Below are 10,676 nucleotides of genomic sequence, written 5' to 3'. Positions count from 1 at the left end.
TGCGGACCGACCTCCTAACGGTCAGTCCGTTGAATCATAAAATCGATCCCATGGGAATCCCTGGCGACTCAACCCGACCCCAGAGCACTCTAGTCCAGAATGGCGCGGTAGCTTTTGCGGGTGCGCGGCGCGAGCTGGGCATACTTCGGGCTGGAGAGGTACAGTTCGCGCAGCCAACCCCATGTTCCGGCCGGCGCCTTTGGGTCCGACTGCCTGTCCTCCGCGTCCCGATCGAGGGCCGCCACTTCCTCAAGGAACGCGGCGGTGCCCTCCTTTTGTCGCAGGCGCTTTCCCGTGCCCCGGTGATACAGGTAGTAGGCGCCCGTTCTTGGGTTCCGTACCCGCTTGATACCTTTGATCCGATAGACTGGCATGGATCACCCGAACAACTCATCCGCCCAGGTGGCGGTTTCCTTCAACGAAGCATCACCGTCGGCGTATTCGTCGAGCCTCTTTCGGTCGTAGCGAACGCACCCGCCGATCCGAACCGGTGCGATCGGGACGTGCGTGCGCAGCGTGTTGGCCGAGATCGACAGATATGCGGCCGCTTCGTCGGCCGTCATGAGACGGGGCCAATCGGGAAAGCGGGACATGTCCCTTGAAACGCGCATCACGGCTGTCCCCCTTTGGTCCAGAGCGAGCCCTCGGTCGGTCTCGTGGCGGGTGTGCGGGGCATGGCGTCAGGTCTCGCCGTCGGTCTGGTCGGTGAGGCGGGGCGGCCGTTCGGCCACGATGCGCTGGACGCCGGCGGTGTCGCCGTCGCGATAGGCGGCGATCAGGTCCAGTTCGGCGCGGGCAAACGTGCGCTCGCCGTAAAGCAGGTAGCGGAGATCGAAGCCGAGCCCGATCAGCTTGAGCATGTCGAGGCCCTTCTTTGGGACCATGTTGCCTTGCGTGAAGTGCCAGAGGGTGGTCCGGCTCAACTGGCCGGCCTCCGCCAACGCCTTGGTGTCGGCAAAGCCCAGGCGGTGCATTTCCTCCCAGAACCGCCGGCTTTCGGTGCCGGGCCGGGTTTCGGTCCACTCCCCGCTGCTGGGATTGAACCGCCGGGCGGCCGGCTCGCCGGTCCCTTCGCGCCGATCGAAGTAGGAGTCCTCGAGCGCCTCGAACACCTCCCAGGCCGCGTCCGTCTCCAGCATCTTGGCGTGCCGGGCAGCGCCGCGTTGGGTCCAGAGGATGAGGGCGGAGACAGTCGATCCGGGGGCGAACGGAGTATCTTTGAGATACTCGGTTCGGTCACGGAACATGCGGAGCTCGTCGCCCGTGATTTTGAAGTAGTGCTTGCCCTCGACGAACCGATCCGCGTTGCGCGTCATGTTCTGCCGAATGCGCACCGTCTCGGTGCCATAGGCGGCGGCCAGGATCTCGGTGGTCAGCACCGGCTCGCCGCGATAGGTGACGGGGCGAAGCGCCGCGACGGGCACGGGGGCCAGGGTGGTGTGAGTCATGGCGTAGACTCCTTCGGGGTGACAGAGGCAACGGACGGGAGCGGCGCCGGCGTTTCGGGATCGGTCGCCTTCCAGATCGTGGCGACGGCCTCGAGGCCGCGATGACCCTGTTCCCAGACGAACCATGCGTGCGCGGTCGGGGAGCCGCCGGTGCGGGCCTCGGGCGGAATGTCGAAGCGCCAGCAGTGCGCGCGGTCGCCGCACAACCAGATGCGCGCCGGCGGCCGGGCGTCCCACCACGCCCGGCGGGTCTGACTTTCCCGCCACGCCAACCGCTGGAAGCACAGAACCTTTCGCGCGCCCAGGGCGAACGCCCGGTCGACGAAGGCGGTGGCCTGCGAGAACGGCGGGTTCATGAACACGCTCACACCGGACAGGGGCAGCGGCATGTTGTGGCGGAGGTAGGCCGGGGTCTCCCGGAACATCGGCCATGCAATCCAGGCCGGCGGGTCGGCCAGAAAGTCGGCCTGCCCGTGCTGATCCGGATAGCCCCACTGGTGCAGGTCGAGGGACCCGACGTCGTAGCCGGCGGCGCGGGCTGCCCGGGACAGGATGCCGGTCCCGCAACAGGGATCGAGGACGCGCGGGGTGAGGACCTCGACCTCGAGGATCCGGCGCGCGGCCCAGTCGGGCGTCTCGTAGCATTCGGCGGCCACGGCCTGGGCGGTCAGGGACGCATGGGACCCGGCGAGCACGGCGCTCGCCAGATGCGGCCACAGGGTCGGATGCGGGGCGGCAGTCATGCAGAGTCCTCGGGGTGGGTATGGGCGGCGTGGGTTGTCCCGCCGACAGGCAGGGAGAGGCGCGCCAACCGCCGGCCGGTCTGGCGCCGGACACGGCCGGCTTGGAAGGCGATGGTCTGGCTCCGGCCGCGTTCCCAGGCGGCGGCGAGTGCCGGAAAGACCTGGCTGTCGAACGGACAGGCGGCGGACGGGGCCAGGGCCTCGCCCGCGCTGGTGCCGGCGTCGTAGGCGCAGAATTGCGCCGTCGCCGGCAGGCCCTCGTTCAACAGGCGCAGGGCCTCGCGGACCATCGCCGGCGCGGACATGGCGGCGGCCCCCTACACGTTCACGGCGCGGCGGTAGAGCTCGAGGATCTCGTCCTGTTCGGCGAGGTCGTCGCGGTCCATTTTCCGCAGGCGCACGAGCTGGCGCATGATCTTGGTGTCGAAGCCGGTGGACTTGGCCTCGGCGTAGACGTCGCGAATGTCGTTGCTGAGGTTTTCCTTTTCCTCTTCGAGCCGCTCGATGCGTTCGATGAAGGACCGGAGCTGGTCGGCGGCGATGCCGCCCACGTCGTTGGTCGTGGTCGTGGTAGCGGCGGTCTCGGTGGTGGTGTCGGTCATGGATCAGGACTCCAAAACGGCGTGGCCGAGGATCGACCACAGGATCAGGACGACGAACAGGCCGGCGAGGACGAGGCCCTCGCGGACCATGGTGGCGGGGATCATGACGCGGTCCCCCGGCGCTCGACGGCACGGACGGCGTTGACGAGCTGGTCGAGCGGGCTTTCGACGGCCAGGACGTCGGCGGGGTCGGACCCGGGCGCCGGGCCGTCCTGATCCTCCCGGCGCTCCATGTCGGCCAGTTGCAGAGCGGCGGCCGAGATACGGTTCGCGGTCAGGAACAGGGAGTCGGCGTCGGGGCCGATCAGGGCCTCGCGACGGACGTCCTGGGCAATGTCGAGAAGGATGTCGGACAACAACATGGCGGGTTCTCCATGCCTTGGGGGGCGCGTCAGGACGGGCGCTGTTCGAAGCACCAGCACTTGACGGCGCGGTTGTAGAAGTCCCCGTGCTGACCGGAGTTCACGGTCTTGATGCCCAGGAACTTGCGGCTCTTGCTGGTCTTGAGGTGCCGCTTCAGGTCGGCCGATGTGGCGGGCAACACCTGCTGGCGCTGCTGGGCCATCTGGATGACCTGATTGAGGTTGAGCGCGAGGAGCTGCTCGGGCTTGCGGCTGTGGTTGAGCTTGTCCCCGTCGGGGTCCAGGAACTCGACCAGCTCCCACCATTCCTCGACCACGGCATGGTCGGAGGCGATGGCGTCCTGGCGGCGGGTGGCGGCGGTGCGCAGCGTCTCGAGCACGTCCTCGCGGCGCGGGCCGGGGACTTTGCACAGGTCACAGAGCACCTCGGCCAAGGCCATCATCTGGCCGTGGTTTTTGGCGATGCGGTGGGAGCGGATGGCGGGATCGGCCAGCAACGCGCGTTCGTGCAGCGGGGTGCGGACGCGCACCGTCTCCAGGATCCGGTCCTCGGCCTGACAGACCAGGATGAGCCAGTGCGACAGGTGTTCGACGGGCAGGGCCGAGAGTTCGTCGGCGGCCTCCTTGCCCTCGGCGGAATGGCCGGAGCAATCGAACAGCAGGTGCACGATGCGCGTCAGAATGGCCTCGGAGGCGTTCACGGGCGCGTTTTGACTGATGAGGACCGAGGCCCGGAACGGCGGCTCATAGGTCTCGTTGCCGCCGTTCTTCACCCCGCGCGACCGCACGGCGCGGCCGTTGTAGGCGGTCTTCATCTGGTCCCAATCGAATTGCCGTTGCTTGCTGTCCGGGCTGTCCCGGTCGCTTTCGATCAGCGAGATCGGCAGGTTCGACACCTGGGAGAAGTTGCGGGCCAGGGCGGCACTGGTGGCCTTGTTGGGGTCGAATCCCTCGTAGTCGACGCGGCCGACCAGCTTCCACAAGCACTCGATCAGGGAGGACTTGCCGGCGCCGGCCTCGCCGACGATTTCCAGGAACGGAAACGACTTGTGAACCGTGCGGATCTGTTCCGCGACCAGGGAGCCGAGGAAGAACGCGGCGGCGATCAGCCCCTGGGCGCCATAGGCGCGGTAGACCAGATCCGGCCAATCGGCGCGGTACTCCGTCGCCTTACCGATGTGCAGCGCCAGGGAGCCGTTGAGGCTCTTGATCGACAGGCGCCCGACCTCGAAAAAGTCCTCGTCGTTCATCCGGTGGACGCGGCCGTGATGCACGGCGACGTCCGGGAACACATAGGTCTCGTGTTCGCGGGAATAGCCGATGAACTCGACCGTCTCGACCACGCGGATCCGGCGGAGGTAGCGGCCGACGATCCAGTTCAGTTGCGGGGACGATCCGCTGTAGAGCGCGCCCGGGGCGATCGAGATCAGGCGCTTCTTGAACTCCGACGCGGACGAGATGTCCGGCCCCCGGAAGGTGTTCTTGAGCGTGCGGCCGTCGGGCAGGTCCACGCGGGTGTAGTACCAGCTTTCGTCCGTCAGCTTGGACTGCTGGAAGTACAGGAAGGACACCGCGCAGTTGCAGATTTCATGGCACTCGGCGGCCATGTCCTCGGCGTCTTCGCGGGACAGGCCCTCCATGGTGGCCTTGTTCAGGCGCTCCTGGTCCAGCTTCCACCACCATGTGCGGCAATCGAAGTCGAGGCCGAAGGCGGTGGCACTCTTGCGGCGGTAGATCAGCAGGCCCTTTTCCTTGGCGGTGCGGGCGCGGAACAGGTCTCCATGAAAGCGGCAGCGGTCGAGGGTGTCGGTTCGTTTGTCCTCGGCCAGGGCGCCGGCGAGCCAGAGGTCGTTCCAATCGCGCTTGGTGCGGCCGTCGCGTGGGACCAGGGCGGCGCGGCAGGTCCAGCCGTCCTTTTCGGCGCGGGCGATGTGGCGGCGCATCGCACCTTTGCCGGCGGGATCATTGTCCAAGGCCCAGACCAGGACCGGACGCTGCCCCGCGTCGGCAAGGCGTTTCAGGTAGTCGCCCGGGTAGTTGCCAGCCGACAGGGTGGCGGCGGCGGACAGGCCGGCGCAGGCCAGGGAGGCGGCGTCAATGCAGCCCTCGACGATCCAGAGCTCATCCCCCACCCGCTGCTTGGGCGGCGCCCAGGCCAGGCCCTTGTGCGCCCCGTGGAAGTGCTGCTTGCGAACGGTGACGTCGCCGTCATCCTCGCGCACCCGCACCGGCTCAACGAACCGTTCCATCCAGACGTCGGGGGCGATCTCGAACAGGACGGTGGCCGTGGCCCGATCACCGGCCGGATGCCAGAACCGCCCCTGGCGATACCAGCCCTTGCAGGTGTCGGGCAGGCCCCGGACGAAGCCCATGTAGGCGTGGGCGGTCTCGTTGGGACGCTCCGACGTGGCCGGGTAACGTTCGTTCAACCGCCCGAAGGCGTCGGGGTACAGGTCCTTGGTCGAAGCCTCGAACCCGCACTTGTTCAGCCGCCCGCAGCGGATGGCCCAGGGCTCCGTGCCGTTGGCGTACAGCTCCTTTTCGCCGCACTGCGGACAGGTCCCGCGTTGCAGCCACTCGCCCCGGGGCCGCATTTTGTAGTCATGGATCAGGCGTTGCCGCACGTCGGCGGCGATATCGTCACGCATGGTTGGGTCCCCCGCTCCCCTGGATCAGCCGCCCGACGCGAGCGTCAGGACCGGCCCGGCGCCGCGCTCATCGGCCGGTGAGACCGGGACCGCGCGGGGCGGAGCGACCGGCAGGCGGGAGGGCTCCAGGATGCGCAGCGGATACAACTGCCCGACCCAAACCATGCCGCAGTCGTCGTTCGGACAGACGTAGGTGATCTCGGTCACGGCGGCGGTCAGGTGGTGAGTCTTGGCCGTGCGGCAGCCGGTGCCGCACACAGGGCAGCGGGCCTGATTGCGGAACACACTCTGGGCGTGGCGACCCTTGGGGCGTTTCATCGTGGTGATCTCCCGGATTGTGCCGCCCTGCGGCGGTGGGGCTGTCCGCGCCGGGTCTCGCGGAGTTTCATGAGGGCGTCGTAGTCGGACTGGGCGACGTGCATGCGCGTTTCCGCGCGCTCGATCAGGGCGGCCAGCTCCGCGTCCGACAGGTCGCCATCCTCGGCGGCCTGAACGGCGCACCGCGCGAGTTCGCCCAATGCCACCTGCCCCCGGGTCGCCATGTGCAACACGGCGGCGACGTCGTCCGGAAGGGCGCCTTCGGGCTCCGGTCGATCGGCAGCGAGACGGACGAGCTGGCGGGAGACGATGGGCTCCCCGACGTGGGCCTCCAGATCAGCGATCACGTCCGCCGGGGGATAGGTGTCCGGGTGGTTCCGGGAGCCGTATTCGGCCAGCATGGTTTTACCGACCCGAGTCACGGCGGCCGCCTCGCGCAGGTCGCCGCACTCGGCAAGCAAGCGCCGGAACGCACTCTTGATGCCGGCATAGACGGCAGGGCTATGAGGTCGCATGGCGGACCTCTCGTTCCCCTGTCCGGGTGTCTTCTGCCCCACATTGGGACAATTCTACGCCGTAGAAATCGTTTGGCGTGACGGCCCCGGCGGTAGCGCGATGGATAGCGGCCATCGTGTCTCGGTCAGGGATCCGCGTACCGTTTTCGTACTTGCGAATGGCGTGTATGGAACGCCTCACTCGGAGAGCGAATTCAGCCACAGTCAGGCCATTTGCCAGCCGCCACGCTCGGAGTTGCATGTTGCCCTCGCATCCAGTTCCAAGTCGGTTTAACCCGTTTTGTGTAAAATCGGCAAGCCATTTTTTTACCCATTTTCGGTAAGACCCATTTTGGGTCTCTTCGAGTAGGCTGCCCGCATGGCGACCCCTCCGAACCGCATCCGGGAATGGCGAGAGGTGCGCGGCCTGAGCCGGCGCGCACTGGCGGAACTGATCGGATGTCACGAGTCGCAAATCGTGAAGCTGGAAGCCGGCGAGCGTTCCCTGAACACGCGCTGGATGAGCCGGCTTGCCTTGGCTTTAGAGGTGGCGGCCGCCGATCTCCTTCCAGAACAGCCGGACACGGTAGCGCCGCCCGCGACAGCAGACGGGGCGATGCGCATGGCCATTGAGCTGATCTATCGGCGGATGGAGCGGCGGCCCACCAAGTTCGAAGGGTTGTCGGCGGCCGAGTTCGCCGACGAGTGTCTAAATCTTGCCCGCGACCTGCGCGCCCTCCGGGAGGCCCAGGATCGCAATAACGAGACCGACGACAACGCCGATGGCAAAGGCGAGGCCGAGGGCACTTAGCCTCCGGTCCATACCGGCGCATGGCGACCTTTTCCGGGGAAACGGATGGCGGCCGTCGAATCCGTCCAGCCACCGTTCCGCGTACCCGGTGATATCCTGTTCGAAATCAGCACACTGCGCCGCTTCTCGACGCGGTTCCCTCTCTTCCATATGGCAAGCCCCATGCGCTACCTGTCCCGCCGCGACACGCGCCGCGGCGGGACGGTCCCCGTCCAATGTCGGACTGTGGTGGCGGGACTGCGCCACTGGATTCCCGGGTGTGAGGGCACCCGGCCCCCCGCCGTCAGACGGGGAGGCGCGCGGTGTATCAACGCCCGTGCATCACGAACAATATGCCATTATGGATAATGGCGCTCCGTTCGGCTGTAGGGTATTGGGGGCGGGGATTGATGCCCTGGATGGTGAATGAGTTGGGGGACCGAATCTCAAATCGTTGGACCGCCGCGCCAGAACGTGGCTCGCCCCTCGCGTATCCTTAAGCCATGGAACAAGCAGGTATGTCCGCAAACGACATTAAAAGAGCAATGCATGGGTATAAATCGGATCAGGACGCCGGCTGTATTTTTTTTGGAGAAGTCATTTTAATATCCATATTCGTCGGGGGAATTCACCAATCATGGTCCTGGTTTGGCGGGACTCTATTGCTTTTCTTTATCGCAATGCAATTTAAACCCCTTTCCATCATAATAGCTGTAGTTTTTTCTATAGCGTGGGCATGGATTGGGTATGGAATTGGGGATGCTCTTGAAGGCACTATTTGCGCCATTATATTTGGTATAATTGGCCTTTTAATAGGAGCAGGCATTCATTTTCAGGTCTTTGAATGGGCCCATGACGTCAACGGCCCGAGCTAGATTCTGAATACAGAGAGTTACTTTCGGCGAGATTGTGGCCTGGGCGCCCTCCGACAGATGCGCCGGGCGCGTTTAGAGGAGGCCGCCTTGGCGCCCTGGCGGAACACCAGATCGCCCTGCGGCGGAGATTAAGCGCCGCCACGACCCACCCCACGAACGATAAACGCCCGGCCTGAGACTGGTTCAAACGCCGAAAAATGGCGGCGTGTAGCGTACCAGGGCCATGGGTGTAAATGGCGGAAGACAGGTCAGGTCCGCAATGACGGCGAGCATGCGAATTGCCTTCGACCTCGAACGAGACTCATGCGCTCCCTGATCCGTCACGACGATTGACAAAGTCGATTTTTTCGACCACGATCGCGGCTCCAAAAATCGACTCGAGGTTATCTGCGATGTATGTGGAAACCGTTGTTCGTAGTGCGCCGCTTGAGGTTGAAGCTCGCCTGCAGGAATTGGGCCTTACGGGACTGGGGTTGCGCCGCGTTCGCGATACTGCCTGCTTAGCTCGTGCCAACAATAGTACAGACAATCACGCGGCAAATGCACCTGGTACCAGTGCGTATCAGGATGGAGTCTGGTGCCTCCGCGACGAGTTTCGCGGGGAAGAGTGGGATAAAGAGCGCCCCGGGGGCGTGGAAGCCATCATCAACAGAGGCCTTGGTATTCGAGTGGCTTACGCCAATGTTGATCGGTGTTGTGATATTAACCACTCCCCTCAGGCGTTATCTGACAAAGGCAGTGGTTCTGAAAAAATTTGTTCGGGAAATTTGTTTAGCCAACTGCCGACGTACACAAAAGAACAAAGTCAAATGGGGCTTCCTCTGTATTATTGCATGGTGGACCCAGACGGGCGCATGGAGCTCTCTCGGCCTACAATAGTTGGCAAAGCCTTCGGCCCGTGCGTCGAGCGCAACTTCATCGTTGAAAACGACAACGACACCGGGATCCTGCATGAAGAACCTGGGCAGGGTGCGGAAGATGAAGCTGTAGATGTGTTCCCCTCTATTACCCGTAAAGACCCCTAAATGACCTTCAATCCTAAAAGGCTTGTTTTGGCGCGGATGCGCCGCCGCATGACTGGAAGGAGCCTTGCACAAGCTGCCGGCATCACTGCAGATACATTGTCAAGACTCGAGAAAGGTTATCGTGCGCCTGAAGAAGGCACCGTTGAAAAGCTGGCGGTGGCGCTTGGTTATCCGCCGGATTTTTTTTTCAACGATGATCCGATCGACATTGATTCGGCGGGGGTCAGTTTTCGTAGCTTCTCAAAAATGAGCGCCGCAGAGAAAGGGGCAGCCAAATCGGCTGGTCAGCTTGGAGTAGAGTTGTCGTCTTGGGTCGAAACGCGTTTTAATTTGCCGAAACCGGATGTGCCGGACCTAAGCTATCAGACGGATCCTGAAAAAGCGGCCGTTGAGATTCGCCAATACTGGGGGATTGGCGAGCGGCCTATTGGTAATATGATTGGTCTTCTTGAGAATAAGGGCATTCGGGTTCTTTCTCTTAGTGAAGACACCGCGAATGTAAACGCATTTTCGTTCTGGAGAGATGGAAAGCCTTATGTTTTCCTGAATAACTTCAAAACCGCCGAATCCAGTATATTCGATTCGGCTCATGAGCTCGGTCACCTTTTGATGCATTGCAAAGGTGATTTTAATGATGGTCGCCTCTTGGAAAGAGAGGCGGACACATTCGCAGGAGCGTTTCTTTTGCCCGCGAATGACGTGCGAGCGAAGGTAACTCGACCAGTAACGGTCCAGAAGATAATTTCTGCAAAGGGACGGTGGAGGGTATCTGCCTTTGCGCTTTTATACAGACTGTGGAGGATGAATATTGTATCGACCGAGCATCAATACAGATCTCTCTGCATTGAATTAAGCAAGAGAGGATATAGATCTGGCGAGCCGCTAGGTATTGAACGAGAAATTTCCACCGTGTGGAAGCAAGTTTTTTCGGCTCTTTGGGAGGAAAGGTTTACAAAGAACGATCTCGCCCGTGAACTAAACCTTCCAATAGACGAATTGGAGGGGTTGGTTGCGAATATGAGTGGCGAAAAATTCAGACCAGCGCAGCGGCAAATTCGCCAAGTCTGATTGTTGCCTCCTCACGCCCCCGCCCTCTCGGCCCGTTCGGCGGCCGACAACCCCGACCAATCCACGCCCCCTTCCCGCAGGGTGGTGGTGGTGACAGTGCCGCCGCCCGCTCCGCCGCCGTGGGCGGGGGGTTGCTGTTCGACGGCCTCGAGGTCGGAGCGGAAGCCGCCGGCGGCGTCGAGGGTGTGGCGGACGGTCTCGACCACCCGATTGAGCAACCTGAAGGATGGAAATTCGGCCTGAGGTCCGTCAGTCATCCCGGTTTTCCATGTTGATGTAGACGCGGTCTGTGGTGGCCCAATC

At 63.4% G+C, this 10,676-nt stretch carries 15 protein-coding genes; 3 read left to right on the top strand and 12 right to left on the bottom strand.

Going from position 1 to position 10,676, the window contains the following annotated elements:
- Window positions 1-89: 89 nt before the first annotated feature.
- The 11 genes from GGD89_RS18690 to GGD89_RS20725 form a co-directional block, all read right to left on the bottom strand.
- Window positions 90-374, bottom strand: coding sequence for a hypothetical protein (locus GGD89_RS18690; protein WP_184048781.1), 285 nt, complete (start codon window positions 372-374; stop codon window positions 90-92).
- A 3-nt stretch (window positions 375-377) separates the two neighbouring features.
- Window positions 378-563: a helix-turn-helix domain-containing protein gene (locus tag GGD89_RS18685; protein WP_184048778.1), complete on the bottom strand. Its 186-nt coding sequence runs from the start codon at window positions 561-563 to the stop codon at window positions 378-380.
- 117 nt (window positions 564-680) lie between these two features.
- Window positions 681-1,448: an ORF6N domain-containing protein gene (locus tag GGD89_RS18680; protein ID WP_184048774.1), complete on the bottom strand. Its 768-nt coding sequence runs from the start codon at window positions 1,446-1,448 to the stop codon at window positions 681-683.
- Window positions 1,445-2,191, bottom strand: a complete 747-nt coding sequence (locus GGD89_RS18675; RefSeq protein ID WP_184048771.1) for a hypothetical protein — start codon at window positions 2,189-2,191, stop codon at window positions 1,445-1,447. Before GGD89_RS18675 ends, GGD89_RS18680 begins: the two co-directional genes overlap by 4 nt.
- Window positions 2,188-2,496: a hypothetical protein gene (locus tag GGD89_RS18670; protein WP_184048768.1), complete on the bottom strand. Its 309-nt coding sequence runs from the start codon at window positions 2,494-2,496 to the stop codon at window positions 2,188-2,190. Before GGD89_RS18670 ends, GGD89_RS18675 begins: the two co-directional genes overlap by 4 nt.
- 12 nt (window positions 2,497-2,508) lie before the next feature.
- Window positions 2,509-2,793 carry a DUF2312 domain-containing protein gene (locus GGD89_RS18665; RefSeq protein ID WP_184048765.1) on the bottom strand — a complete coding sequence of 95 codons (285 nt, stop codon included), beginning with the start codon at window positions 2,791-2,793 and terminating at the stop codon, window positions 2,509-2,511.
- A gap of 101 nt (window positions 2,794-2,894) precedes the next feature.
- Complete coding sequence (locus GGD89_RS18660) at window positions 2,895-3,155, bottom strand: hypothetical protein (RefSeq protein ID WP_184048762.1); 261 nt, start codon at window positions 3,153-3,155, stop codon at window positions 2,895-2,897.
- A 29-nt stretch (window positions 3,156-3,184) separates the two neighbouring features.
- The gene (locus GGD89_RS18655; protein WP_184048759.1) at window positions 3,185-5,803 is read right to left on the bottom strand and encodes a toprim domain-containing protein; all 2,619 of its coding nucleotides are present in this window, start codon (window positions 5,801-5,803) and stop codon (window positions 3,185-3,187) included.
- A 24-nt stretch (window positions 5,804-5,827) separates the two neighbouring features.
- A complete protein-coding gene (locus GGD89_RS18650; RefSeq protein ID WP_184048757.1) occupies window positions 5,828-6,121 on the bottom strand; it encodes an ogr/Delta-like zinc finger family protein in 294 nt (97 codons plus the stop codon).
- The gene (locus GGD89_RS18645) at window positions 6,118-6,636 is read right to left on the bottom strand and encodes a hypothetical protein (protein ID WP_184048755.1); all 519 of its coding nucleotides are present in this window, start codon (window positions 6,634-6,636) and stop codon (window positions 6,118-6,120) included. Before GGD89_RS18645 ends, GGD89_RS18650 begins: the two co-directional genes overlap by 4 nt.
- Window positions 6,623-6,877, bottom strand: coding sequence for a helix-turn-helix domain-containing protein (locus GGD89_RS20725; RefSeq protein ID WP_184048754.1), 255 nt, complete (start codon window positions 6,875-6,877; stop codon window positions 6,623-6,625). The genes GGD89_RS18645 and GGD89_RS20725 overlap by 14 nt, the downstream gene beginning before the upstream one ends.
- A 117-nt stretch (window positions 6,878-6,994) precedes the next feature.
- On the opposite strand from GGD89_RS20725, the gene GGD89_RS18635 reads away from it, so the two are divergent.
- The 3 genes from GGD89_RS18635 (at window position 6,995) to GGD89_RS18625 (ending at window position 10,373) form a co-directional block, all read left to right on the top strand.
- Complete coding sequence (locus tag GGD89_RS18635) at window positions 6,995-7,426, top strand: helix-turn-helix domain-containing protein (RefSeq protein WP_184048752.1); 432 nt, start codon at window positions 6,995-6,997, stop codon at window positions 7,424-7,426.
- Between the two features lie 1,246 nt (window positions 7,427-8,672).
- Window positions 8,673-9,305 carry a hypothetical protein gene (locus GGD89_RS18630; RefSeq protein ID WP_184048750.1) on the top strand — a complete coding sequence of 211 codons (633 nt, stop codon included), beginning with the start codon at window positions 8,673-8,675 and terminating at the stop codon, window positions 9,303-9,305.
- The gene (locus GGD89_RS18625) at window positions 9,306-10,373 is read left to right on the top strand and encodes a helix-turn-helix domain-containing protein (protein ID WP_184048747.1); all 1,068 of its coding nucleotides are present in this window, start codon (window positions 9,306-9,308) and stop codon (window positions 10,371-10,373) included.
- An 11-nt stretch (window positions 10,374-10,384) separates the two neighbouring features.
- Here the strand turns inward: GGD89_RS18625 and GGD89_RS18620 are convergent, their stop codons facing one another.
- A complete protein-coding gene (locus GGD89_RS18620; protein WP_184048744.1) occupies window positions 10,385-10,630 on the bottom strand; it encodes a hypothetical protein in 246 nt (81 codons plus the stop codon).
- Window positions 10,631-10,676 lie beyond the last annotated feature (46 nt).

The organism is Roseospira visakhapatnamensis (genome assembly GCF_014197915.1).
Classification (GTDB): Bacteria; Pseudomonadota; Alphaproteobacteria; order Rhodospirillales; family Rhodospirillaceae; genus Rhodospira; species Rhodospira visakhapatnamensis.
Note: the sequence above shows the minus strand (reverse complement) of the source record. Positions and strands in the feature narration are given on the sequence as shown.